The organism is Stenotrophomonas sp. STK16_22, assembly GCF_051984505.1.
Classification (GTDB): Bacteria; Pseudomonadota; Gammaproteobacteria; order Xanthomonadales; family Xanthomonadaceae; genus Stenotrophomonas; species Stenotrophomonas maltophilia_A.
This window is the reverse complement of the sequence record NZ_CP196972.1, coordinates 1,218,844-1,243,016: the sequence shown is the minus strand read 5'-3', so window position 1 is coordinate 1,243,016 and position 24,173 is coordinate 1,218,844. Positions and strand designations below refer to the sequence as shown.

The following is a 24,173-nucleotide window of genomic DNA, read 5'->3' as shown; positions in this document are numbered from 1 at the left end:
CCCCGGGCATGCAATAATCGTGCGCAGGGTCCTATTTGACGGACCAACCGCGTTACCCCACGGAGTCACAATGTCGATTGTCATCCGCGACGTGCGCGAGCACGAGCTCGATTCCGTCCTGGCTTTGAACAACAACGCTGGCCTGGCCATCCTTCCCCTGGATGCGGCCCGCTTGCGCCTGTTCTACGAAACCGCTGAGTATTTCCGCGTCGCCGAGCGCGACGGCAACCTGGCCGGGTTCCTGATCGGCTTCGGCAGCGACAGCCAGCACGACAGCAGCAACTTCGCCTGGTTCAAGCAGCAGCTGGACACCCCGTTCTTCTATATCGACCGCATCGTGGTCGCCAGCCGCCGTCGTGGCGGTGGCGTCGGCCGTGCGTTCTATGCCGACGCGCAGAGCTTTGCCGAGCTGCGCTACCCGCAGATGACCTGCGAAGTCTTCCTCGACCATGGCGCCGATGCCGCCCTGCTCTTCCACGGCAGCTTCGGCTTCCGCGAGCTGGGCCAGAACACCATGCCGCAGGTCGACGTGCGCGCCAGCATGCTGGCCAAGGAACTGTGCAGCTACCCGTGGGTCCAGGAGACCTACGGCGGCAAGCTGCCGGATGTGGCATGGACACGTGCCCGGCATCTGCCGGCGCAGGCACAGCGGCCGACGGGGACCTGAGCGTGGCGGTGAATTTCGATTACGAACAGGCCGGTGAACTGAAGATCGGCCAGGTGGGCATCGCCAACCTGCGCATCCGTACCCTTGATGTCGAACGCCTCGTGCAGGAAATGCGCGAACGCGTCACCCGTGCGCCGAAACTGTTCGGCCGCGCCGCGGTGATCCTCGACTTCGGCGGCCTGAGCCAGGTGCCGGACGTGGCCACCGCGCAGGCGCTGGTCGATGGCCTGCGCAGTGCCGGCGTGCTGCCGGTGGCGCTGGCCTATGGCACCAGCGCGGTCGACGTGCTCTCGCAGCAGCTCGGGCTGCCACTGCTGGCCAAGTTCCGCGCCCAGTACGAGCGTGCCGAGGCCGAGCCGGCCCCGCCGCCGCCGCCCGCGCCGGAACCGCGTCGCGCAGCCCGTGCCGAACCGAAGCCGGCACCGGCCACGCCGGTGGCCAAGGTTGCCGACGCCGCCGCACCGCAGCCGGGCCGCATGCAGCTGGGCAACGTGCGTTCGGGCCAGCAGCTGTACGCTGAAAACTGCGACCTGACCGTGATGGCCACCGTCGGCGCCGGCGCCGAGGTCATCGCCGATGGCAGCATCCACATCTACGGCACCCTGCGCGGCCGCGCGCTGGCAGGGGCACAGGGCAACACCGCGGCACGCATCTTCTGCCGTGATTTCCATGCGGAACTGGTCGCCATTGCAGGCCACTACAAGGTACTGGACGATGTCCCGGACTCCCTGCGCGGCAAGGCCGTGCAGGTGTGGCTGGAACAGGACCAGATCAAGATCGCTGCGCTGGACTGACGCAGCACCCAAACAGAATCATCAGGAGAAGTCCTTTGGCTGAAATCATCGTAGTCACCTCCGGCAAGGGCGGCGTCGGCAAGACCACTTCCAGCGCGAGCCTGGCCTGCGGCCTGGCACGGCGCGGCAAGAAGGTGGCGGTGATCGACTTCGACGTCGGCCTGCGCAACCTCGACCTGATCATGGGCTGCGAACGCCGCGTGGTGTACGACTTCGTCAACGTCGTGCACGGCGAAGCGACCCTCAAGCAGGCCCTGATCAAGGACAAGCGCTTCGAGAACCTGTACGTGCTGGCCGCCTCGCAGACCCGCGACAAGGACGCACTGACCCAGGAAGGCGTGGGCAAGGTCCTGAAGGACCTGGCCGCCGACGGCTTCGACTACATCATCTGCGACTCCCCGGCCGGCATCGAGAAGGGCGCCTTCCTGGCGATGTACTTCGCCGACCGTGCGGTGGTGGTGGTGAACCCGGAAGTGTCGTCGGTGCGCGACTCGGACCGCATCATCGGCCTGCTCGACTCGAAGACCCACAAGGCCGAGTCCGGCCAGGACGTGCCGGCCTTCCTGCTGCTGACCCGCTACACCCCGCTGCGCGTGGAAAGCGGCGAGATGCTCAGCATCGCCGACGTCGAGGAAGTGCTCGGCCTGAAGGCGATTGGCGTGATCCCCGAGTCGGGTGACGTGCTCAACGCCTCCAACAAGGGCGAGCCGGTCATCCTGGATGTCGAGTCCGCAGCCGGCCAGGCCTACGACGACGCCGTCGCGCGCATCCTCGGCGAAGAACGCCCGATGCGCTTCACCAACGTCGAGAAGAAGGGCTTCTTCAGCAAGCTGTTCGGAGGGTAAGCATGGGCCTGTTTGATTTCCTCAAAGCGAAGAAGACCACCGCCGAAACCGCCAAGAACCGCCTGCAGATCATCATCGCGCAGGAGCGCAGCAACCGCGGCGGCCCCGATTACCTGCCGCTGCTGCAGCGCGAGCTGCTGGAAGTGATCAAGAAGTACGTGAACATCGACGTCGATGCAGTGAAGGTCGACCTGGTGAAGGATGGCCAGCACGATGTGCTGGACATCTCCGTGGCGCTGCCTGAAGGCCCGGACAAACCCTGAAGCTCTGCCCCCGCCCGTGCCTGCACGAGCGGGGCTGCCTGACCCGCATGACCGATACAACAACCGCCGTGGACATCACCTGCGTGGGCGACATCGCCTTCGCTGATGCGCAGTGCCTGCTCGCCGCGCATGGCCTGCAGCTGCACCACGTCGCGGCCGGTGAACCGATTCCCGGCAGCTACTGGGGCGAGCCCGAGGCCGGCATCATCGCCAGCAACGTGTACGTGCGCGATGACACGCCCGTGCACTCGATGCTGCACGAAGCCTGCCATCTGATCGTGCTGCCGCCGGAGCGGCGTGCGCAGGTGCATACCGACGCCACCGACTCGGTGGCCGAGGAAGATGCCACCTGCTACCTGCAGATCGTGCTGGCCGGGCAGCTGCCTGGCGTTGGCAGTGCGCGGTTGATGGCCGACATGGATGCCTGGGGGTATACGTATCGGCTGGGGTCTACGAAAGCGTGGTTTGAAGAGGACGCCGAAGACGCGAAAGCGTGGCTGGTCGAACGCGGGTTGCCGGTGGCGTAAAGCCGCGGGCGCGGTTGGCCACGGGCGCGTGGCGACGCGCCGGACCTTGCGGCGCCCCTCTTTTCACTCGGCGCGGTTCGAGCAGGACGCCGAAGACGCGAAGGCGTGGTTGATCGAACGCGGATTGCCGGTGGCGTAACGCACCGGTAGTGCCGGGCGTTGGCCGGCAACCTCATGAACCCGTGCAGCATTACCTGGTTGCCGGCCAGCGGCCGGCACTACCCCATCAGCCCTGCCCTGCCAGCGCGCGCAGGGTAATGCCGACGATGTAGGCCAGGTAGGTGCCGGTGGCGTAGCCCATCGTGCCCAGCAACACGCCCACCGGCGCCAGGGCCGGATGGAACGCTGCAGCCACCACCGGCGCCGAAGCCGGGCCACCGATGTTCGACTGCGAACCGATCGCGAAATAGAAGAACGGCACCTTCAGCAGCTTGCCCAGGCACCACAGCAGCGCGATGTGCACGGCAATCCAGATCAGGCCGAGCAGGAACAGCCACGGGCGGTCCAGCAGCGCCAGCAGATCCATCTGCATGCCGATGCAGGCAATCAGGAAGTACAGCAGCAGCGAACCCAGCCGCGAGGCGCCCGCACCTTCCAGCGTGCGTGCACGGGTGAAGCTCAGGCTCAGGCCCAGCGTGGTCGACAGCACCACCACCCACACGAACGGCGCATCCAGGCTGAACTGCGAGGCCCAGCTGACATTGGCCTTGAACCATGCTGCCAGCGGCGCACCGATCGCGTGTGACAGACCCACGCCGCCGAAGGCCACTGCCACGATCAGCATCAGGTCGGTGAGGCTGGGAACGCGCTCATGCTCGGCCTGGAAGCGCGCGATGCGCTCCTTCAGCTCATCGATGGCCGACGTGTCGGCACCGCTGCGCGCGTCGATCTTCGCTGCGCGCCCGGCCAGGAAGATCAGCGCGGCCATCCACACGTAACCGACACCGACATCGACCACCGCGAACTGGCCGAACGTGGTGGCGTTGACGTCGAACACTTCGCGCATCGCCAGCATGTTGGCACCGCCGCCGATCCAGCTGCCGGCCAGTGCGGCCATGCCGGCCCAGGTGTCACCGGCCACCGTTTCCGGATGCAGCGCGCGCATCACCAGGAAAGCCACCACCGCACCCAGCATGATGCTGGCGGACGCACCCAGGTACATCAGCACCAGCTTCGGGCCGAGCCGCAGGATGCCTTTGATGTCCACCGCCAGGGTCAGCAGGATCAACGCTGCCGGCAGCAGGATGTCGCGTGCGATCGGGTTGTAGAGCTTGGTGTTCTGACCGTCGATCAGGCCGACGGTGTTGTAGATGCCGGGAATCAGGTAGCACAGCAGCAGTGCCGGCACGAAGGTGTAGAAGCGTTTCCACAGGCCCTGCTCGCGCGAGGCGGTCCAGAACACGGCGCCGAGGGTGGCGGCGATCAAACCGAAGACGACGATGTCGTTCTGGATCAGGGCGGTCGAGGGCATGCAGGCGCTCTGGGTAGAGCCGGCCGCTGGCCGGCTGCTGTGGGCGGCAGATCAGGAAGGTGTGCCGACCAACGGTCGGCACCCACCGGTACAGCAGATGGCGAAACAAAAGCGCCGCCCCGAAGGGCGGCGCTGCAGTCATCAGTTGCCGATGTGCTGCTTCAGCCAGGCATTGACGGTGTCATGCCACAGGATGCTGTTGTTCGGCTTCAGCACCCAGTGGTTTTCATCCGGGAAGTACAGGAACTTCGATTCGATGCCCTGGCGCTGGGCGGCGGTGAACGCGGCCAGGCCCTGCTCGACCGGAATACGGAAGTCCTGCTGGCCGTGGATGACCAGGATCGGCTTCTTCCAGTCCGCCACGTGGTTGACCGGGTTGAACTTCTCGTAGTTCGCCGCCTTCTGGTACGGCGTACCGCCCTGCTCCCACTCGGTGAACCACAGTTCTTCGGTGGCGTAGCCCATCATGCGCTGGTCGAACACGCCGTCATGGTTGACCAGGCACTTGAACGGGCCGTTCCAGTTGCCGGCGATCCAGTTGACCATGAAGCCGCCGTAGCTGGCGCCCAGCGCACAGGCCTTGTCACCGTTGAGGAAGGAATACTTCTTCAGCGCCGCGTCCCAGCCCTTCTGCAGGTCTTCCAGCGGACGGTCGCCCCAGTGCTGGCTGATCGCATCGGTGAAGGCCTGGCCATAGCCGGTGGAACCGTGGAAGTCGATCATCACCACGGCGTAGCCCTGGCCTGCATAGGTCTGCGGGTTCCAGCGGTAGCTCCAGCCATTGCCGAAGCTGCCCTGCGGGCCGCCGTGGATCAGGAACGCGACCGGGTACGACTTGCCTTCCTGGTAGTTGTGCGGCTTGACCACATAGCCGTGCACGGTGTCGTTGTTCCAGCCCTTGAACTCGAACTGTTCGTAGTCACCGAAGCTGACGTCCTTGAGCACGTCGCCAGCGGCCGGGGTCAGCGCGCGCAGCTCGCCGATGGCTTCGCCGGCGGCCGGCAGCAGGCCGACCAGCACTTGGTCGTTGCTCTTCAGGCTGTTGCGGGTGATCGCCACGCTGGTGCCGGCCACGTCGACCGAGGTCACGCTGCCGTCGCCGATCAGCTTGGTGGCCTTGCCGCTGGCCACGTCGATCTGGAACAGCGGGTGCTCGCCGAGGTCATCGGCGGTGGTGTAGATGCTGGCGCCGTCGGCGGACAGGGTGATGCCGCCAGCCGAGCGATCCCATTGCGGCGCGATCTCACGGCTCTTGCCGCTGGCCAGGTCCATCGCCATCAGGCCGAAGCGGTCGGCCTCGAAGCCCGGGCGCTTCATCGCACGGTAGAACAGGGTCTTGCCGTCGGCACTGAACACCGGGCCGGCATCCCAGGCCGGATTGGAGGCGGTCAGGTTGACCGGCGCCTGCTTGCCCGCAGCGTCGAAGCGGTACAGGTCGAAGTTGGTCGACCACGGCTCCTGCTTGCCGGCCACGCGGATGCTGGCCACCACGCTGGCGCCATCCGGCGACCACGCGAAATCGTCATTGCCACCGAACGGCTTGGACGGTGCATCGCCGTCGATGGTCGCGCTCAGCGCCGAGGCGCCCTTGACCGCGCCGGCCTTGGCTGCCGGCAGCGGTGCCACGAACAGGGTGTTGCGGCGGCCGTCGTTCCAGGTATCCCAGTGGCGCACGAACAGCGAATCCCACACCTGGCCGCTGGCCTTGGCGTCCTTCTTTTCCTTCAGCTTCTTCTCGGTGCATGCCAGGTCCGAGGCACAGGCCTGGAACACGCCGGCACTGAACAGCACGCGGTCGTCCTGCGGTGACACGTGGTAGCTGTCCACGTCCACCGGGAAGTCGGTCAGCTGGCGCGGGGTGCCGCCGTTGATCGGCTGCGCGTACAGCTGCTGGCTGCCGTTCTTGGCACTGAGGAAATACACGGTCTGGCCATCGGCCGACAGCGACGCGGAATTGACGCTCCAGCCAGCCGGGGTGATCTGCTTCGGCGGAGCGGCGTCACGCGTGCGCAGGTTGCGCGCGAACAGCGCGGTGGAGGCCTTCAGGTTGGCGTCCACGCTGCGCTTGGCGAACACCACAGTGCCACCGTCCGTGGTCAGTACCGGCGCGGAGACGCGGTCCATGGCCACCATGTCGCGGACTTCCAGGCCACGGGCAGCGGCAACGCTGGGCAGGGCAGCCAGCAGGCTCAGTGGCAGCAGGGCATGACGCAGTTTCATCGGGGTCTCCGCAGGACGGCAAAAAACCGATGTTAGGCCCGTGCGGCCGGGGCTGCCAAGGCCATCGGTCATGGCTGCCCGCGGGGTTGGCCCCGCCGCCAGAAAAAGCAAACCGCGCCGTAGCGCGGTTTGCGGTAGTGCCGGCCGCTGGCCGGCAACCAGGGGTATCACGGGATTCCGGGATTGCCGGCCAGCGGCCGGCACTACCCGTCCCTTACGCCTTGGTGTACTTGCCGGTGCGGTAGATCAGCCAGCCCACCAGGAACAGCACGGCCAGGCCGATCCACTGCGCGCCCGGCAGGTGGAACGGCACGGCCAGCACGTCGGCGCGGCTGCTGACCACGATCGGAATCGCGATGGCGATGCCCATCAGTGCCTCACCGGTGATCAGGCCCGCAGCGAACAGCACACCCGGCTTGTGCACGCGGTCGCGGCCTTCTTCGTCATCGGCGCGCACCTTGTGGAAGCGCTCGACCAGGTGGGCGATCAGGCCGCCGAGGAAGATCGGCACCATCAGCTCCAGCGGCAGGTAGATGCCGATGGCGGCGGCCAGCACCGGCACGCGGAAGCGTGCGTTGCGCGACTTCAGCCAGCTGTCGAAGGCAATGATGGCGGCACCGACCACGGCACCGATGCCGATGAAGGTCCAGGGCAGTTCGCCACCGAACAGGCCCTTGGCCACCGAGGCCATCAGGTTGGCCTGCGGCGCAGCCAGCGCGTTCGGGTGCAGCTCGGACTTCACGCCGATGCCGTAGGCGGTGGCCAGCAGGTTCAGCACCGGGGCCATGATCAGCGCGCACGAGAAGGCACCGATGCCCAGCATCAGCTGCTGCTTCCACGGGGTGGCACCTACGATATAGCCGGCCTTGAGGTCCTGCAGGTTGTCACCGCCAACCGCTGCGGCGCAGCACACCACCGCGCCGATCATGATCGCCGCCACCGCGCCCAGCGGCGCACCGCCGGCACCGACCGGCTTGAGGCCATCGGCGCCCAACAGCACCACCAGCACGGCCGAGGCGAACAGGATGGTGGAGATGGTGATGCCCGACACCGGGTTGTTGGACGAACCGATCAAGCCGGCCAGGTAGGCCGAGACCGACACGAACAGGAAGCCGGCAACGATCATGATGATGGTCATGGGGATCGACACGTGCCACTGGCCCACGATGGCCTGGTACAGGGCCAGCAGCGGCAGCACGAAGACCACCAGGGCCACCAGCATCCACTTCATCGGCAGGTCGCGCTCGGTGTGCGCCAGCACCGGGCCACCGCTCTTGCGGGCGGCGGCAAAGCCGCTCTTGACGCCATTGAGCAGCGACTTGCGCAGCGAGATCAGGGTCCAGATGCCACCGATCAGCATTGCGCCGACACCCAGGTAGCGCATCTTCGCGCCCCAGATGGCGAACGCCGCTTCGGTGGAGGATGCCGTGGCGACCGACGCGGCCAGTGCCGGATCGGTGTTCATGAAGAACGCCTGGTAGATCGGAATGGCGATGTGCCAGGTCAGGATCGAGCCGGACACGACCACGATGCCGACGTTGAGGCCGACGATGTAGCCCACGCCCAGCAGTGCCGGCGACAGGTTGGTACCGATGAAGGCGGTGACCTTGGAGCTGCCGACGTAGGCCGAGGTGGCCCAGGCGTCGGGAATCAGGCGCATGCCGCTTTCCGCGGCCAGCTTGACGAAGGCACCGATGACTGCCGACAGGCCGAGGATCTTCAGGCCCGGGCCCGGGTTCTCACCGGCCTTGAGCACTTCGGCCGCGGCCTTGCCTTCCGGGAACGGAAGCGGGTCTTCAACGATCATCGAACGGCGCAGCGGCACCGAGAACAGCACGCCCAGCAGGCCACCGAGGCCGGCGATGCCCAGCACCCACCAGTACTTGAAGTCCGGCCAGTAGCCCATGATCACCAGCGCCGGGATGGTGAAGATCACACCGGCGGCGATCGACGAACCGGCCGAGGCGCCGGTCTGCACGATGTTGTTTTCAAGGATGGAGCCACCGCCCAGCAGGCGCAGCACGCCCATGGAAATCACCGCGGCGGGAATGGCGGTGGCGATGGTCAGGCCTGCGAACAGACCGAGGTAGGCGTTTGCGGCCGACAGCACCACCGCCAGCACGATGGCCAGGGCCACTGCGCGGAAGGTGAGCTGCTTGGGCGCAGCGTCGTGGTTCATGGAAGCCCCTGCTGGCAAAAAATCCCTGCCACGCTAGCGTTCAGGGCAGATCAAGTCCAGCGTGCCAAAGGATGGGGGCGTGTGCTGCAGCGCAATGGGCCCGTACGTGGACCGGCAATCGACCGACCCGGCAAAGTCCGGCTGGGCGCGGAGCAAATGATATGTTATATCTTAATTCTACCTTGCTGTTACTGCATCGCATGCCCCCTTCCCCCTCCCCTCGCCTGGCCTCCATCGACCAGCTGCGCGGCACCGTGATGCTGTTGATGTTGCTGGACCACGTGCGCGAGACCTTCTTCCTGCAGCATCAGGTAAGCGACCCGATGGACGCATCGACGGTCTCCCCTGCGCTGTTCGCCTGCCGTCTGCTGGCCCACCTGTGTGCGCCCGTGTTCGTCCTGTTGACCGGGCTGTCGGCCTGGTTGTACGGCCAGCGCCAGGCGGATCCGCGCCGGGCCACCGCCACGTTCCTGCTCAAGCGCGGGCTGTTCCTGGTCGTGCTGGAACTGACCCTGGTGAACTTCGCCTGGACCTTCCAGTTGCCGCCGGACACGTTGTACCTGCAGGTGATCTGGGCCATCGGCCTGAGCATGATCGCGCTGGCCGGCCTGCTGTGGCTGCCGCGCCCGGCCCTGCTGGTGCTGGCAGTCGCGCTGGTGGCCGGGCACAACCTGTTGGACGGCGTGCGAGTGGAAGGCCACGGTCTGCTGGCGATGCTGTGGAAAGTGCTGCACCAGCGCGACTGGATCGAGACCGGCGCGCTGCGCCTGCGCACTTCCTACCCGGTGCTGCCGTGGATCGGGGTAATCGCGCTGGGCTACCTGATGGGGCCGTGGTTCGCCCGCGACCGCGACCCGGCGCAACGCCAGCGCTGGCTGCTGTGCGCAGGCGTCGGCGCGCTGGCCCTGTTCGCCCTGCTGCGGTTCGCCAACCAGTACGGGGATGCACCGTGGCAGTACCAGACCAGCACGCTGCGCACCTGGATGAGCGTGTTCAACATCACCAAGTACCCGCCGTCGCTGCAGTTCCTGCTGTTGACGCTGGGCGTGGGATTGTTGCTGCTGCGCCTGTACGAATGGCCGCCACTGGCGCGTGCGCTGCGCCCGCTGGCCGATGTCGGCGCCGCGCCGATGTTCTTCTACCTGCTGCACCTGTATGTGCTGAAGGGGCTGTACCTGGCCGCGCTGGCGATCTGGGGGCCGACACACGGTGATCTGTACGCACTGGATTCGGTGGCCGGCCTGCTGCTGGTGGCCTGTGCGCTGGCGGTGGTGCTGTACCCGCCGACACGGGCGTTCGCGCGGTTCAAGGCACGAAGGCGCGATCTGGCGTGGCTGCGGTACCTGTGATCGCCCAGGCCAGTCCGGCAATCCACGCATGGCGTGGATCTACTGAAAGCGGATCGGGCCACAGGCCTATAATTCCGCGATGAATTCCACCGCTATCGCTTCCGACGATTTCCTGGGCCATCCCAAGGGCGTCTACGTCTGCTTCTTCACCGAAATGTGGGAGCGCTTCTCCTTCTATGGCATGAAGGCGCTGCTGCTGCTGTACCTGACCAAGTACCACCTGTTCGGCGACAAGGCCGGCCTGGACCTGCTCGGTGCCTATGGCGGCCTGGTGTACTGCATCCCGGTGTTCGGCGGCATGCTGGCCGACCGCTGGCTGGGCATGCGCCGGGCGGTGCTGTTCGGCGGCATCCTGCTGGTGCTCGGCCACCTCGGCATGGCCTTCGAGGGCCACGCCGCCTATCGGGTCAACGGCGAAGTGGTGCGCGACACCTCGGCACTGGCGGTGACCTACCTGTCGCTGGCGCTGATCATCATGGGCGTCGGCTTCCTCAAGCCGAACATCTCCACCATCGTCGGCAAGCTGTACGCCAAGGACGATCCGCGCCGTGATTCGGGCTTCTCGCTGTTCTACGCCGGCATCAACCTCGGCGCGCTGTTCTCGTCGCTGGTGTGCGGCTTCCTCGGCGAGGCCTATGGCTGGAAGTACGGTTTCGGTGCGGCCGGCATCGGCATGCTGGCCGGCCTGGCGATGTTCCTGTGGGGCCAGAAGTACCTGCAGGGCCACGCCGAGCCGCCGCAGCCGGCCGCGCTGAAGCAGAAGGTGCTGGGCCTGCCGCGCGAATGGCTCATCTATCTGTGCGCGATGCTCGGTGTATTGCCGGTGGCGTGGCTGATGTGGGCGGCCGGCAACGGCGCGTTCGCGCTGGGCGGTGAAATCAGCCTGGCACTGATGCTGATGCTGGTGGTGCTGGGCGGCGTGCTGGTCTGGTTCGCCTGGTTCACCGGCAGCAAGTGCACGCCGGTGCAGCGCCAGCAGATGGTCGCGCTGATGGTGTTGATCTTCATGGCACTGGTGTTCTTCACGATGTACGAGCAGTCGTATGGCTCCTGGGTGACCTTCACCGACCGCCTGCTGACCAAGGACATCGTGCCCTCGCTGGTGATCACCGGCGGTACCCCGCTGCCGTGGTCGATCATCTCGCTGCTGCTGGCGCCGCTGGGCTTCGTGGTCAGCGCGCGGCTGTCCGAGCGCCGTCCGGGCTCATCTGCGCCGCGAACGTTCTTCGCCGCCATCGTCGTGCTGATGCTGGTGCTGCTGGTGCGCGACTGCCTGGTGATTCCGCAGACCGCCGGCTCGCTGACCTACCTCGGCGGCCTGTTCCTGGTGCTGCTGGCGCCGGCCTTCGCCGCACTGTGGACGTGGATGGACCGCCGCGGCTGGGAACCGGGCAAGCCGGTCAAATCGGCCTGGGGCCTGGTGATCGGCGCGCTGTCGTTCGTGCCGCTGGCATTGGCCGCACAGCAGGTCGGCGCCACCGGCGAGATGGCCAGCGTGTGGTGGCTGGTGCTGGCCTACTTCCTGCTGGCCAGCGGTGAGATGTGCCTGTCGCCGGTCGGCCTGTCGGCAGTGACCCAGCTGGCCGTGCCGCGGGTGATGAGCCTGATGATGGGCACCTGGTTCCTGGCCACCGCATTCTCGGAAACGCTGGCCGCGCTGTTCGGCAAGCTGGCCGCGATCGAGGTGCCGGAGGGCGAATCGCTGGACATGGTGGCCGCTGCCGGCGCCTATGCGCACCTGTTCTGGCTGCTGATGTGGATCGGCCTGGGCTGTGCGCTGGCCGCCTTCATCGCCGCGCCGCTGCTGAAGAAGATGATGCACGGGGTCAAGTAAGCCTGATGCAGGCGAACTCCGGGGGCGGCGGATCGATCATCCGCCGCCCCCGGCTTGTTCAGGGCGCGCTGCTCTTCTCCGCAGGTGCGGCCTGCCCGGCCACCTGGCCGCCCAGGCTGCGCGAGAGGAAGGCCAGCAACCTGCTGTAGTACGCACGTTGGTTGGCAGGGGAATAGAAACCATGCCCTTCATTCTTGACGTACAGGGTTTCCACCGGCGTGCCGGCCTTCTTCAACGCAGCTTCCATGCGTTCGCTGTGCACGATCGGCGCACGTTGATCCTGGCCACCCGCGGCCAGGAATACCGGCACCCGCACCTGCGCGGCCAGATTCACCGGGGAACGCTCTGCAAGATCCTTGGGCGATCCCAGCCAGTTCCGCAGGTAGGCCAGGCCTGACTCATCGCTCTGGATGTCTCCGCGGGCGTACATCAACGGCAGGTCGTAGATGCCGACATAGCCGGCCGCGCACTGGTACAGGCCCGGTTCGCGCACCGCCCCCATCATCGCCGCATAGGCACCGTAACTGGCCCCATAGATACAGATGCGGTTCTTGTCGGCCACGCCCTGTTCGATCGCCCAGCGCGTGGCATCGGTGACGTCATCCTGCATCGACAGCCCCCATTGCTTTCGCGCGGCCTGCATGTGGGCCCGGCCATAGCCGGAAGAGCCGCGGAAATTCACCTGCAGTACCGCGTAACCTGCCGCCGCCAGCATCTGTGTCTCGGTGTCATAGGCGCCCTGGTCGGCAACACCGATCGGACCTCCGTGCGGCACCACCACCATCGGCAGCGCACGGGCCTCGCGGCCATGCGGGACGGTAAGGAAGCCATGCAGCGGACGCCCATCACGGGCCGTCAGGCTGATCGGACGCACCTCCGCCGCCAGCGCGGGGTCGATCCAGTCACTGCGGCTGATCAGGTGCCGTGCACTCTTGCCAACCGTGTCATAGAGATAGAAATCGCCCGGATTGCTGCCTGACCAGGTTTCCACCAGCACCGTCTTGCCATCGCGCGTGCTGGAGGTGATGTAGACCGCTCCGCCCAGGCCGGCTTCGAGGCTGCGGTACAGGCGAGCGTCGTCCGAGGCGTCATCGAAGAATGCCGTTCGCGGCGCACTGCCAAGGAACAGGGCCCCGACTGGCACGCGGCTGCCGGGGCGCCGGATGATGCGCGCCGGGTCGGCACTCCCATCGCGCAGCACGGTGCGTCGTTCATTGCTCTGGGGGTCCCAGCTGACAATGGCATCAGGTCCATCTGCCTGCTCGACCTGCAGGTACGCCAGGCGACCATCGGCCGAGAAGCCGAGCGGCGCCTCGATGCGCTTGCTCAGGGATTCATCATTGAGCAGGACCCAGTCGCTGTTGCTGCCCGTGCGGTAGTAGAGCTTCTGCGTGCCATCGGTAACGACAGCGCGTGCGAAACGCACCTCGCCCTGCTCATCGGTCGTGAAGTCCGCATCGGGAATGGGAGCGCGCGCCACGGCGTTGCGGCGACCGGTGATCACGTCCATGCGCTCGACCTGCGCATGCGAACTGCCGACCAGCGGGATCACCGTCACCAGCGCGTTGCGGTCATCGTCCTTGAGCTCATCACTGAGGTAGGCGGCCACCAGGCCTGCCGGCTTGACCTTGATGTTGGTGCCCAGGCTCTGGTCGGCAACCCGGTACCCCACCAGCAGCTCGCCGCCCTTGCCGTTGGCATTGATACCGAACAGTTCACCGGTCGGCGTCGGCCGGTCCAGCACGCCCAACTTCTGTGCCATGCCCACCAGCAGCCGCTCGTTGCTGACCCAGTCGAAGGTGTGCGCGTGATCGTTGCGGGGCGGGCGGAAGCTGCCGACCATCTTCATGTCGGCAATGCGGTAGATCGCCAATGCGGTTCCCGCCTCCAGCGGAACCGTCGCGGCGATGTACTCGCCCCCTGGTGAAATCTTGATGTCGGTAAACGACTCCTGCCGCAGATAGCGATCCAGGTCCAGCGTTGCGGCCGATGCCCCACCCACAACCGCGCCCAACAGTACAGCCAGCACAATCCTGCGCATCCTTCCCCCATGGAAAACCGGACACCCTGTCCGGATGCACGATTCTAGGCACGTGACCGTTTGCCGCGCCACATCGGCAGAAAAAACGACGGCACCGTTGCCGGTGCCGTCGTTACCACTACCTTGGAGAGAGAGTCAGGACGTGGGTTCGGGGGGCGTGCGCCGGGTCAGTGGACCCCGCGCACCGCCAACGTAAGGGCCAGGATGCTGAGGATCACGGCGATGGTGCCGTCGAGCACGCGCCAGGTACTGGGCTTGGTGAACAGCGGCGCCAGCAGGCGTGCGCCCAGGCCCTGCGCGGTCAGCCACAGGCAGCTGGCAGTCACCACACCGGCGGCGAAGGCCATGCGGGCGTTGCCGAAGTTCTCGGCGATCGAGCCGATCACCATCATGTCCAGCCAGAAGTGCGGGTTGATCAGCGAGAAGCCGACCGCGGCCATCAGCACCGCGCGGCGGCTGCCGTCGTCGCTGTCAGCCTCGCCCATGCCGCCGCCACCGGCAATCGCACGGCGTGCCGACTTCATGGCGTACCAGGCCAGGAACGCGACGCCGGTCCACAGCACGGCGGTGGTCAGCCACGGCAGCGCCGAAGTGAGCGTGCGCAGGCCGGCCACGCTGGCAAAGATGAAGATCGCATCGATGGCCGCACAGGTGGCAACCACCGGCACGATGTGCTTGCGCAGGATGCCCTGGCGCAGAATGAAGGCGCTCTGGGCCCCGACCACGGCGAACAGGCCGATGCCGGTAGCTGCACCAGAGAACCAGGCACCGAGGCCGGTGCTGGCGGAGATGACCGAGAACATGGGATTCAGTGCCTTTGCTTGCTTGGGGGGACGGTGCCTCGCGAAGGCGGACAGCACCGGAACGGGCGCCATTGTCGCGCCGCAACATGAAAAAGACGAGCTAAACTTCCTAAACCAACATTAGCGGAACTTAATTCGATGCGTATCGACCATGCCCAGCTGCGCGCCCTCGCCGCAGTGATCCGCGAAGGCAGCTTCGACCGCGCCGCGCAGTCGCTGAATGTCACGCCCTCGGCCATCTCGCAGCGGGTCAAGGCACTGGAGGACCGGGTCGGTCGCCTGCTGGTCAAGCGCGGCACCCCGGCCACCGCCACCGCCGAGGGCCAGGTGCTGGTGCAGCTGGCCGAGCAGACCGCCCTGCTCGAGCACGACGCCCTGCACCGGATGGGCCTGGCCGATGAGGACCTGCCGCAGGCCAGCATTCCGGTGGCGGTGAACCACGACAGCCTGGAAACCTGGTTCCCGCAGGCCGCCTCGCAGTTCGCACAGAGCACCGGCACCACCCTGGACCTGCGCGTGGAGGACCAGGACCACACCGTCGAACTGCTGCGCCAGGGCACGGTGCTGGGTGCGGTGACCACGCTGGACGAGCCGGTGCAGGGCTGCCAGATCCACGCGCTGGGCAGCATCCGTTACGCCGCCACCTGTACCCCCGAATTCCGCGAACGCCATTTTGCCAAGGGCGTGACCGCGCAGGCGCTGGCGCAGGCGCCGGTGCTGGTGTTCAACCGCAAGGACGAAATGCAGTCGCGCTTTGCCCGGCGCATGGCCGGCGACGACCTGCCCAGCACCGCGCCGACCTGGTGGATTCCCTCCACCCGCGCCTTCGTGCAGGCCAATCTGGGCGGCATGGGCTGGACCATGAACCCATTGCCGCTGGTCAAACGGCACCTGGACGCCGGCCGCCTGGTCTACGTACGCCAGCGCGCGTGGGAGGACGTGCCGCTGTACTGGCAGCACTGGAAGGGTGACGTCCAGACCATGGCCCTGCTGACCCGCGCCGTGCTGGATGCCTCCTCAGCGCTGGTGCGGCGCAAGCGCTGAGGCAGCGCCGCAAAAAGGGGACGGAGGGGATTAAGTCGTTTAAGGCCCAAACGACATTCTGGGCAAAGACGACTTAATCCCCTCCGTCCCCTTTTTGCTCCATCCAATCTCCACGAAGTCTCCACACCGGGTCCATGCGTGATGCGGATACTGGTCGGCCGATCACTGCAAGGATGCCCTGCATGCCTGTATTCGTCCGCGATGCGCGCCCCGAAGATGCCGCCGCCTGCATCGACCTGCGCGGGCGCACCCGCGAGAACGGCTTCAGTGCCGCGCAGTTGGCGGAGCTGGGCATCACGCCGGAAAGCTGGGCGGCCGGCATCGCCCAGGGCGATTCGATCGGCCGCGTTGCCTGGGAAGGCGAACGCATGGCCGGCTACTGCTTCGCCGACCGCGACAGCGGCGAGGTGCTGGTGCTGGCCCTGCTGCCGGACTACGAAGGCCGTGGCGTCGGTCGGCAGCTGCTGCAGGAAGTGGTCAGCCTGACCCGCGATGCGGGCCACCGGCGCCTGTTCCTGGCCTGCTCGGCCGACCCGCGTTCGCGCTCGCACGGCTTCTACCGCCGCCTGGGCTGGCGTCCGACCGGCGAGATCGATGAGGCCGGTGACGAGATTCTGGAGCTGGTCTGATTGAAGGCGTCGCCAGGCATGGCCTGGCGCTACTGGGGCTACGATCGCCAGGCTTGGGCCCGCCGCTCACGTGACGGGGCCGCGAAACGTCGGATGCTGCGTTGCATCAAAAACGGACCGGATCCGGTTAGAATCGCGGATGGATGGCGCAAGGCGTTGTTTCTTCACGCCCTTTCCCTGCCCCACGCGCATCCTGACCCCTTCCCCTCCGCCAACGATCCCGCCCCCATGAAGAAATTTGGCAAGGCCCTGCTCGCCCTGCTCGTGCTGCTGTTGCTGGCCGCCGCGCTGTTCCTGTACTGGCCGCTGACCCAGCGCTCGGTGCCCGCCGCCAGCAACGACAAGCCCGTCGACGTTGTGCTGGTCGGCGCCGGCATCATGAGCATCACCCTGGCCACCTACCTGCAGGAACTGCAGCCGGACTGGAACATCCAGGTCTACGAACGCCTCGACGGCGTCGCCGGTGAAAGCTCCGACGGCTGGAACAACGCCGGCACGGGCCACTCGGCCTTCGCCGAACTGAACTACACCCCCGAACTGCCCGACGGCAGCATCGAGACCAAGCGCGCGGTCGGCATCGCCGAATCGTTCGAGGTCTCGCGCCAGTTCTGGTCGCACCAGGTGAAGGAAGGCCGCCTGAGCCAGCCCAGCGACTTCATCAACCCGACCCCGCACATGAGCTTCGTCTGGGGCGATGACAACATCGCCTACCTGCACAAGCGCCAGCAGGCCCTGGTGAAGAATCCGCTGTTCTACGGCATGCAGTACTCCGAGGATCCGGCACAGATCAAGCAGTGGGCACCGCTGCTGATGGAAGGCCGTGACCCGAAGCAGAAGGTCGCCGCGACCTGGATGCCGCTGGGCACCGACGTCAACTTCGGAGTGATCACCCGCCAGCTGACCACCGGCCTGCAGCGCAGCCCGAACTTCAGCCTGCACCTGAACCACGAAGTGAGCGCACTGCGGCAGAACGCTGACAAGAGCTGGAACGTGACGGTAAAGGACCTCAAGGCCGGAACCGAGTCCACCACCCACGCCCGCTTCGTGTTCATCGGTGCCGGTGGCGCCGCGCTGAAGCTGCTGCAGATGTCCGGCATTCCGGAATCGAAGGACTACGCCGGCTTCCCGGTCGGTGGCCAGTTCCTCGCCTTCCAGGGCCAGGACGTGACCTCGCGCCACGGTGTGAAGGCCTACGGCATGGCCGAAACCGGTTCGCCGCCGATGTCGGTGCCGCACCTGGATGCGCGCAAGCTGGACGGCAAGCCGGTGGTCCTGTTCGGGCCGTTCGCGCTGTACAGCACCAAGTTCCTCAAGCACGGCTCGTGGTGGGACCTGTACTCCTCGGTCACCCACAACAACGTTGGCCCGATGCTGGAAGTGGGCAAGGACAACCTGGACCTGGTGCAGTACCTGATGGCCCAGGCACGCCTGAACGATGCTGATCGCCAGGCCGAACTGGTCAAGTACTTCCCCAATGCCAAGCCGGGCGACTGGAAGCTGGTCACCGCCGGCCAGCGCGTGCAGATCATCAAGCGTGATCCGCTGAAGGGCCCGGTGCTGCAGTTCGGTACCGAGATCGTGACCGACAAGGACCACACCATCGCCGCCCTGCTCGGTGCCTCGCCGGGTGCATCGACCTCGCCGCCGATCATGCTGGACCTGATGGCCAAGGCCTTCCCGGACCAGATGAAGGCCGGCTGGGAAACCCGCCTGCGCGAGATCGTGCCGTCGTACGGGCGCAAGCTCAACGACAACGCCGCGCTGGTCAACGAGATCCGCACGCTGACCAGCCAGACCCTGCGCCTGCCGTACCTGGAGGTGCCGGTGGATGCGGACGCGGCATCGCCCGCTCCTGCGGTGGTGCCGGCAGCGGTTCCGGCACCAGCCAAGGAAAAGCGCAACGCCAACGAGGAACTGCAGGCGCTGTAAGCCTGGCAGATTCCCTGCAGCAGACACGGACGGCCACCTTCGGGTGGCCGTTCGCGTTTGGGCCGCTCCCTGCTGCAGAAAGCGATGCCCGGCGCCGGGAATCCTATGCACAATGACGCGAATTGTAATGTTGTTAAGAATTATTTACATTTGCGCCCTGCGCAGTGACCGCGCCCCTCCCAGATGGACCTGATGTGCCCGAAGCCGCCGCCCCGGGTGCTGGACGACTGTTGCCGCCCCCTTCCCGTCTCCGAGCTTCGAACCCACCATGTCCCTGACGTTCCGTAACCGCCTGCCCCGCCGCGCGCTGCTGCCGGCTGCCCTGCTCTCTTCGCTCGCGCTGGTCGCGTCTCCGGCGTTCGCCGAGGCCGCCGCCGATGCATCCGACGCCAAGACCCTGGACCGGGTCAGCGTCCGTGCCGAGCAGTCCGCTCCGCCATCCAGCACCACCCGCCTGGCGATCACACTGCAGGAAACCCCGCAGTCGGCCACTGCGATCAGCCTGAAGCGCCTGCAGGACGAATCGCTGTTCAGCATCAACGACGTGATGCGCAACGTCACCGGCGTAAGCGTGTCCTTCTATGACACCCAGCGCCCGCTGTACTACGCACGCGGCTTCGCCATCACCGACTTCCAGGTCGATGGCATTCCCACCTACAGCGGTTCCACCAACCAGGAATACGACACCGCTTTCTACGACCGCATCGAAGTGATCCGCGGTGCCAACGGCCTGCTCAGCGGCGCCGGCGTGCCGTCGGCCACGGTGAATCTGCTGCGCAAGCGGCCGGGCAAGGAGTTCGATGCCTCGTTCGCGGTCAGCGCCGGCAGCTGGGACTATCGGCGCATGGAGGCGGACGTGACCGCGCCGCTGACCGATGACGGCCGTTTCCGCAGCCGCGTGGTCGCCGCCTATACCGATCGTGGCCTGTATTACGACCGCTACGACGAGAACAAGATGGCCGGCATGGCGGTGCTGGAAGGCGACGTCACCGACAGCACCACGATCACCCTCGGTTACCAGAGCCAGGACAACAATCCGACCGGCTCGACCTGGGGCACCGTGCCGTTCTTCGACAACCAGGGCAATTTTGCGCACCTGCCGCGCTCGACCAACCTGTCGCCGAAGTGGAGCTACTGGAAGCGCGAGAGCAACACTGCCTTCGCCAACCTGGAACAGCGCTTCGGCGACAACTGGCTGCTGAAGATCAACACCGCCTACACCCGCGGCAACGTGCAGAATGTGCGCCTGTACGGCACCGGCAACCCGGACCCGGTGACCGGCTCGGGCATCTTCCTGCGCGCGGCCGCCGGTGATTCGAAGGACACCCGGCGCAACGTCGATGCTTACCTGACCGGCAGCTTCGATCTGTTCGGCCGCGACCACGACCTCACTGTGGGGGCCCAGTGGTCGGACCTGGAAGGCACGACGAATACCCTGGCACTGAACTTCCCGGCCGACTGGGCAACGTGTGTCAGCGCCACGGGTGCACGCGAACGCTGCTACTACATTCCCAACGTGTACAGCTGGAACGGCGATATCTCCGAGGTCACCTACCGCCGTACCGGCGCGCGCCGCGTGGCCAAGACCACGCAGAGTGGCATCTACCTGGCCACCCGCCTGCGCCTGGCCGATCCGCTGTCGCTGATTGCCGGCGCACGCCTGAGCCGCTGGGAAACCCTCAGCCGCTCCTACAACGCCGCAGGCGCCTACACCGGCACCAGCGGTGCATACAAGGTGAGTGATGAAGTCACCCCGTACGTGGGCCTGGTCTACGACATCACGCCGAACGTCTCGGCGTACGCCAGCTACACCGAGATCTTCAACCCGCAGAACTTCAAGGACCGCAACGAGAACCTGCTGGCGCCAGTACAGGGCTCGAACCTGGAAGCGGGCATCAAGACGCAGTGGTTCGATGGCCGCCTGACCGCCAATGCCGCCGTGTTCGAAGCCAAGCAGGACAACTACGCGGTGCGTGACATGGGCGTGCCGGAGGGTTCGCTGAGCGATGGCACCTCCGCCTACGTCGGCGTCAACGGCACCAAGGCGCGCGGTTGGGAGATGGACGTCAATGGCGAGATCCTGCCGGGCTGGATGGTCAATGCCGGCTACACCCACGTCAAGGTCACCCGCGCCGCCACCGATCTGCTGTACGCCAACCCGCCGAAGGATCTGTTGCAGCTCAACACCCAGCTGCAGCTGCGCGGTGCGCTGGAACGCCTGAGCGTTGGCGGTGGCGTGCAGTGGCAGAGCAAGGTGCAGGGCTACAACATCGCCTACCCGCTGGGCGGCACGGTGACGGTGAACCAGCCGGCCTACATGCTGGTGCAGTTCAACGCCAACTACCGCATCAGCGACAACTGGACGGCAACGCTGAGCGTGCGCAACGCACTGGACAAGACCTACTGGGCGAATCTGGACTACAACAACTACGGCGAACCGCGCTTCGTGTCGGCCAGCCTGCGCTGGAAGTTCTGAGCCACCAGAAACGGTAGTGCCGGCCGCTGGCCGGCTCCAAGCGATGCATCGATGACGCGGAGCCGGCCAGCGGCCGGCACTACCCCGATCGATGCGGGTCATCCTCCATTTCAATCTGAATGGGCCCGCCTTCGCGCGGGCCCTTCTTTTTGCTGCAGTGCGGGTTGCATGCCCGACTGTAATTATGCCGTAATTACATCGACACCAATCGGAAGCCGGTCGATGAACCCGAGCTGGGATACGTTGGAACGCAGCCGCCAGGCCCGCCTGGAACGTGCCGCACAGTGGGCCCGGGGACGTGAGGTCGCCGCCACCGACGTGGGCGAGCTGCTGCACGCGCTGCTGGAGCCGGGCGACAAGGTCTGCCTGGAAGGCAACAACCAGAAGCAGGCCGACTTCCTCGCCCAGTGCCTGGCTGACCTCGATCCCGCGCGGGTGCATGACCTGCACATGGTGCAGTCGGTGCTGTCGCTGCCCTCGCACCTGGATGTGTTCGAACGCGGCATCGCCTCGAAGCTGGACTTCTCGTTCTCCGGCCCGCAATCGGTGCGGCTGGCCAACCTGGTGGCCGAAGGGCGCATCCAGATCGGTGCCATCCACACCTACCTGGAACTGTTCGGCCGCTACTTCATCGACCTCACGCCCCGCGTAGCGATGGTCGCCGCGCAGGCGGCCGACCGCCACGGCAACCTCTATACCGGCCCCAACACCGAAGACACCCCGGTGATCGTCGAAGCAACCGCGTTCGGTGGCGGCATCGTCATCGCCCAGGTCAACGAGATCGTCGACACCCTGCCCCGCGTCGATATCCCTGCTGACTGGGTCAACTTCGTAGTGCAGGCCCCGAAGCCGAACCACATCGAGCCGCTGTTCACCCGCGACCCGGCGCAGATCTCCGAGATCCAGGTGCTGATGGCGATGATGGCGATCAAGGGCATCTACGCCGAGTACGGCGTCAACCGCCTCAACCATGGCATCGGCTTCGACACCGCGGCCATCGAGCTGCTGCTGCCGACCTACGCCGAATCGCTCGGGCTGAAGGGAAAGATCTGCCAGCACTGGGCCCTCAATCCACACCCCGCACTGATTCCGGCGATCGAATCGGGCTTCGTCAAATCGGTGCATTCGTTCGGTTCCGAACTGGGCATGGAGAAGTACATCGCCGCACGCAGCGATGTGTTCTTCACCGGTGCCGATGGCTCGATGCGCTCCAACCGCGCGTTCTCTCAGACCGCCGGCCTGTATGCCTGCGACATGTTCATCGGTTCCACCCTGCAGATCGACCTGCAGGGCAACAGCTCCACCGCCACCCGCGACCGCATCGCCGGCTTCGGTGGCGCACCGAACATGGGCTCCGATGCACGTGGCCGCCGCCATGCCAGCGAGGCCTGGGTCAAGGCCGGCCAGCAGGCCGCACGCCCCGGTGAGATGCCGCGTGGCCGCAAGCTGGTGGTGCAGATGGTGGAAACCTTCCGCGAACACATGGCACCGGCCTTCGTCGATCGGCTGGACGCCTGGGAGCTGGCCGAGCGCGCGGACATGCCGCTGCCACCGGTGATGATCTATGGCGACGACGTCAGCCATGTACTGACCGAAGAAGGCATCGCCAACCTGCTGCTGTGCCGCACCCCTGAAGAGCGCGAACAGGCGATCCGCGGCGTGTCCGGCTATACCGCCGTGGGCATGGGGCGCGACCGCGCGATGGTGGAGAACCTGCGCGACCGCGGCGTGATCCGCCGTCCCGATGACCTCGGCATCTCCGTGCGCGATGCCAGCCGTGACCTGCTTGCGGCGCGTTCGGTGAAGGACCTGGTGCGCTGGTCCGGCGGCCTGTACGACCCGCCCAAGCGCTTCCGCAACTGGTAAGGGGCTGAGCATGGAAACCCTCGACTATCGATTCGAAGGACACACGGCGGTGCAGTTTCCGCGCGATGCAGTGCTGGTCGGCGTACTGGCCTCGGGCAACCTGGAAATCCTGCTGGAACCGGCCGCACTGGACGGCGCGATGACGGTGCGCATCATCACCGCCGCGCAGGGCTTTGGCCGCGTATGGGAGGCGGTGATCGGTGATTTCGCACAGCGCCATCCGCTGCGCGATGTACGCGTCTCGATCAATGATGCCGGTGCGACCCCGGCGGTGGTCAGCCTGCGCCTGGGCCAGGCGGTGGAAACCCTGCTTGCTGGAGATCCACGATGAGCCGGACGCAGCGCCACAGTTACTACGAAGCCGATGCACGCGAGCGCATCGCCGGCCTGGCCGACGCCGGCTCGTTCCGCGAATTCCTCGGCCCGGCGCGGCGGATGATCAGCCCGCACCTGGCACAGCTCGACCAGCCCGCGGCGTTCGACGACGGCATCGTTGTCGGCGAAGCCACACTGCGCGGCCGACGCGTGCTGCTGGCCGCACAGCAGGGTGAATTCATGGGCGGCGGCGTGGGCGAGGTGCACGGCGCCAAGTTGACCGGGCTGCTGCACCGTGCAGCAGAAACCCGACCTGACGGTGTGCTGCTGCTGCTCGATACCGGCGGCGTGCGCCTGCACGAAGCCAACGCGGGGTTGATCGCCATTTCCGAGATCATGCGCGCCACGCTGGATGCGCGCGCTGCAGGCGTCCCTGTGGTGGCGCTGATCGGCAGCGGCAACGGCGCATTCGGTGGCATGGGCATCGTCGCCCGCTGCTGCAGCACGGTGGTCATGTCCGAGGAAGGCCGGCTGTCACTGTCCGGGCCGGAAGTAATCGAGACCGTGCGTGGTGTGGAAGAGTTCGATTCCCGCGATCGCGCGCTGGTCTGGCGCATAACGGGAGGCAAGCACCGCTACCTGATCGACCAGGCACAGGTGCTGGTGCCCGATGCCATCGAGGCGTTCGCGCAGGCTGCCAGTAATGCGCTGCAGCCCGATACCAGCAGCACCGATCCAGATACTGCACTGGCCGCGCTGCAGGAACGCCATGCGGCACTGAAGGCGCGCGTGCAGGCCTGGGGCGATTGCCGCGATGGCCTGGAGATCTGGGCGCGGCTGGGTATCACTGCCCCCGAGCGACTGCCGCTGCTCGACACCGATGCGTTCCTCATCGCCACCGCCGACCGGAGCCTGCCATGA

Annotated in this window: 19 protein-coding genes; 14 read left to right on the top strand and 5 right to left on the bottom strand. The window is 66.4% G+C overall.

Annotated features, from left to right (window positions below):
* Nucleotides 1–70: 70 nt before the first annotated feature.
* From ACSYAO_RS05675 to ACSYAO_RS05655, 5 genes are read left to right on the top strand one after another with little or no spacing between them, the layout of a single operon-like run.
* Complete coding sequence (locus ACSYAO_RS05675; RefSeq protein WP_032127604.1) at nucleotides 71–667, top strand: GNAT family N-acetyltransferase; 597 nt, start codon at nucleotides 71–73, stop codon at nucleotides 665–667.
* Nucleotides 613–1,461, top strand: a complete 849-nt coding sequence (minC, locus tag ACSYAO_RS05670; RefSeq protein WP_049461776.1) for a septum site-determining protein MinC — start codon at nucleotides 613–615, stop codon at nucleotides 1,459–1,461. Before ACSYAO_RS05675 ends, minC begins: the two co-directional genes overlap by 55 nt.
* Nucleotides 1,462–1,496: 35 nt before the next feature.
* Nucleotides 1,497–2,306: a septum site-determining protein MinD gene (minD, locus tag ACSYAO_RS05665; RefSeq protein ID WP_010483375.1), complete on the top strand. Its 810-nt coding sequence runs from the start codon at nucleotides 1,497–1,499 to the stop codon at nucleotides 2,304–2,306.
* Nucleotides 2,307–2,308: 2 nt separating this feature from the next.
* A complete protein-coding gene (gene minE / locus ACSYAO_RS05660) occupies nucleotides 2,309–2,569 on the top strand; it encodes a cell division topological specificity factor MinE (RefSeq protein WP_004148073.1) in 261 nt (86 codons plus the stop codon).
* A gap of 47 nt (nucleotides 2,570–2,616) precedes the next feature.
* The gene (locus ACSYAO_RS05655) at nucleotides 2,617–3,096 is read left to right on the top strand and encodes a hypothetical protein (protein ID WP_049398895.1); all 480 of its coding nucleotides are present in this window, start codon (nucleotides 2,617–2,619) and stop codon (nucleotides 3,094–3,096) included.
* A 226-nt stretch (nucleotides 3,097–3,322) separates the two neighbouring features.
* On the opposite strand, the gene ACSYAO_RS05650 is transcribed toward ACSYAO_RS05655, so the two are convergent.
* The 3 genes from ACSYAO_RS05650 to ACSYAO_RS05640 all read right to left on the bottom strand — a co-directional run bounded on the left by ACSYAO_RS05650 (nucleotide 3,323) and on the right by ACSYAO_RS05640 (nucleotide 8,966).
* Nucleotides 3,323–4,567, bottom strand: coding sequence for a DUF819 family protein (locus ACSYAO_RS05650; protein WP_032127606.1), 1,245 nt, complete (start codon nucleotides 4,565–4,567; stop codon nucleotides 3,323–3,325).
* 141 nt (nucleotides 4,568–4,708) lie between these two features.
* Nucleotides 4,709–6,787, bottom strand: coding sequence for an alpha/beta hydrolase family protein (locus ACSYAO_RS05645; protein ID WP_149909369.1), 2,079 nt, complete (start codon nucleotides 6,785–6,787; stop codon nucleotides 4,709–4,711).
* Nucleotides 6,788–7,001: 214 nt separating this feature from the next.
* The gene (locus ACSYAO_RS05640) at nucleotides 7,002–8,966 is read right to left on the bottom strand and encodes an OPT family oligopeptide transporter (RefSeq protein WP_032127608.1); all 1,965 of its coding nucleotides are present in this window, start codon (nucleotides 8,964–8,966) and stop codon (nucleotides 7,002–7,004) included.
* 200 nt (nucleotides 8,967–9,166) lie between these two features.
* Between ACSYAO_RS05640 and ACSYAO_RS05635 the strand changes: the two genes are divergently transcribed.
* Both ACSYAO_RS05635 and ACSYAO_RS05630 read left to right on the top strand, forming a co-directional pair.
* Nucleotides 9,167–10,315 (top strand): DUF1624 domain-containing protein, encoded by a 1,149-nt coding sequence (locus ACSYAO_RS05635; RefSeq protein ID WP_197655883.1) that lies wholly within the window; start codon nucleotides 9,167–9,169, stop codon nucleotides 10,313–10,315.
* A 79-nt stretch (nucleotides 10,316–10,394) separates the two neighbouring features.
* On the top strand, nucleotides 10,395–12,149 hold the full coding sequence (locus tag ACSYAO_RS05630; protein WP_032127610.1) for a peptide MFS transporter: 1,755 nt from the start codon (nucleotides 10,395–10,397) through the stop codon (nucleotides 12,147–12,149).
* Nucleotides 12,150–12,207: 58 nt separating this feature from the next.
* Here ACSYAO_RS05630 and ACSYAO_RS05625 read toward each other — a convergent pair whose 3' ends face one another.
* Together ACSYAO_RS05625 and ACSYAO_RS05620 are read right to left on the bottom strand one after the other, a co-directional pair.
* Entirely contained in the window at nucleotides 12,208–14,190 is a 1,983-nt protein-coding gene (locus ACSYAO_RS05625; protein ID WP_197655882.1) for an alpha/beta hydrolase family protein, read from the bottom strand.
* 167 nt (nucleotides 14,191–14,357) lie between these two features.
* Nucleotides 14,358–14,993: a LysE/ArgO family amino acid transporter gene (locus ACSYAO_RS05620; protein WP_005408523.1), complete on the bottom strand. Its 636-nt coding sequence runs from the start codon at nucleotides 14,991–14,993 to the stop codon at nucleotides 14,358–14,360.
* A 138-nt stretch (nucleotides 14,994–15,131) separates the two neighbouring features.
* Here ACSYAO_RS05620 and ACSYAO_RS05615 point away from each other — a divergent pair, with 138 nt between their 5' ends.
* The 7 genes from ACSYAO_RS05615 (at nucleotide 15,132) to ACSYAO_RS05585 (ending at nucleotide 24,173) form a co-directional block, all read left to right on the top strand.
* Nucleotides 15,132–16,037, top strand: a complete 906-nt coding sequence (locus tag ACSYAO_RS05615) for a LysR family transcriptional regulator ArgP (protein ID WP_010483397.1) — start codon at nucleotides 15,132–15,134, stop codon at nucleotides 16,035–16,037.
* A 182-nt stretch (nucleotides 16,038–16,219) separates the two neighbouring features.
* Complete coding sequence (locus ACSYAO_RS05610) at nucleotides 16,220–16,666, top strand: GNAT family N-acetyltransferase (protein ID WP_197655881.1); 447 nt, start codon at nucleotides 16,220–16,222, stop codon at nucleotides 16,664–16,666.
* 228 nt (nucleotides 16,667–16,894) lie between these two features.
* The gene (gene mqo / locus ACSYAO_RS05605) at nucleotides 16,895–18,595 is read left to right on the top strand and encodes a malate dehydrogenase (quinone) (protein ID WP_121503932.1); all 1,701 of its coding nucleotides are present in this window, start codon (nucleotides 16,895–16,897) and stop codon (nucleotides 18,593–18,595) included.
* Between the two features lie 268 nt (nucleotides 18,596–18,863).
* The gene (locus tag ACSYAO_RS05600; RefSeq protein ID WP_197655880.1) at nucleotides 18,864–21,071 is read left to right on the top strand and encodes a TonB-dependent siderophore receptor; all 2,208 of its coding nucleotides are present in this window, start codon (nucleotides 18,864–18,866) and stop codon (nucleotides 21,069–21,071) included.
* Between the two features lie 222 nt (nucleotides 21,072–21,293).
* A complete protein-coding gene (gene mdcA, locus ACSYAO_RS05595) occupies nucleotides 21,294–22,937 on the top strand; it encodes a malonate decarboxylase subunit alpha (RefSeq protein WP_197655879.1) in 1,644 nt (547 codons plus the stop codon).
* 10 nt (nucleotides 22,938–22,947) lie between these two features.
* Complete coding sequence (gene mdcC / locus ACSYAO_RS05590; RefSeq protein WP_197655878.1) at nucleotides 22,948–23,268, top strand: malonate decarboxylase acyl carrier protein; 321 nt, start codon at nucleotides 22,948–22,950, stop codon at nucleotides 23,266–23,268.
* Nucleotides 23,265–24,173: a biotin-independent malonate decarboxylase subunit beta gene (locus tag ACSYAO_RS05585; RefSeq protein WP_197655877.1), complete on the top strand. Its 909-nt coding sequence runs from the start codon at nucleotides 23,265–23,267 to the stop codon at nucleotides 24,171–24,173. The genes mdcC and ACSYAO_RS05585 overlap by 4 nt, the downstream gene beginning before the upstream one ends.

Bases quoted from the DNA above. Each gene is read 5' to 3' on its own strand.
- ACSYAO_RS05675 (WP_032127604.1), top strand. From the start codon at position 71: ATGTCGATTGTCATCCGCGACGTGCGCGAGCACGAGCTCGATTCCGTC.
- minC (WP_049461776.1), top strand. From the start codon at position 613: ATGGACACGTGCCCGGCATCTGCCGGCGCAGGCACAGCGGCCGACGGG.
- minE (WP_004148073.1), top strand. From the start codon at position 2,309: ATGGGCCTGTTTGATTTCCTCAAAGCGAAGAAGACCACCGCCGAAACC.
- ACSYAO_RS05655 (WP_049398895.1), top strand. From the start codon at position 2,617: ATGACCGATACAACAACCGCCGTGGACATCACCTGCGTGGGCGACATC.
- ACSYAO_RS05650 (WP_032127606.1), bottom strand. From the start codon at position 4,567: ATGCCCTCGACCGCCCTGATCCAGAACGACATCGTCGTCTTCGGTTTG.
- ACSYAO_RS05645 (WP_149909369.1), bottom strand. From the start codon at position 6,787: ATGAAACTGCGTCATGCCCTGCTGCCACTGAGCCTGCTGGCTGCCCTG.
- ACSYAO_RS05640 (WP_032127608.1), bottom strand. From the start codon at position 8,966: ATGAACCACGACGCTGCGCCCAAGCAGCTCACCTTCCGCGCAGTGGCC.
- ACSYAO_RS05635 (WP_197655883.1), top strand. From the start codon at position 9,167: ATGCCCCCTTCCCCCTCCCCTCGCCTGGCCTCCATCGACCAGCTGCGC.
- ACSYAO_RS05630 (WP_032127610.1), top strand. From the start codon at position 10,395: ATGAATTCCACCGCTATCGCTTCCGACGATTTCCTGGGCCATCCCAAG.
- ACSYAO_RS05625 (WP_197655882.1), bottom strand. From the start codon at position 14,190: ATGCGCAGGATTGTGCTGGCTGTACTGTTGGGCGCGGTTGTGGGTGGG.
- ACSYAO_RS05620 (WP_005408523.1), bottom strand. From the start codon at position 14,993: ATGTTCTCGGTCATCTCCGCCAGCACCGGCCTCGGTGCCTGGTTCTCT.
- ACSYAO_RS05615 (WP_010483397.1), top strand. From the start codon at position 15,132: ATGCGTATCGACCATGCCCAGCTGCGCGCCCTCGCCGCAGTGATCCGC.
- ACSYAO_RS05610 (WP_197655881.1), top strand. From the start codon at position 16,220: ATGCCTGTATTCGTCCGCGATGCGCGCCCCGAAGATGCCGCCGCCTGC.
- mqo (WP_121503932.1), top strand. From the start codon at position 16,895: ATGAAGAAATTTGGCAAGGCCCTGCTCGCCCTGCTCGTGCTGCTGTTG.
- ACSYAO_RS05600 (WP_197655880.1), top strand. From the start codon at position 18,864: ATGTCCCTGACGTTCCGTAACCGCCTGCCCCGCCGCGCGCTGCTGCCG.
- mdcA (WP_197655879.1), top strand. From the start codon at position 21,294: ATGAACCCGAGCTGGGATACGTTGGAACGCAGCCGCCAGGCCCGCCTG.
- mdcC (WP_197655878.1), top strand. From the start codon at position 22,948: ATGGAAACCCTCGACTATCGATTCGAAGGACACACGGCGGTGCAGTTT.
- ACSYAO_RS05585 (WP_197655877.1), top strand. From the start codon at position 23,265: ATGAGCCGGACGCAGCGCCACAGTTACTACGAAGCCGATGCACGCGAG.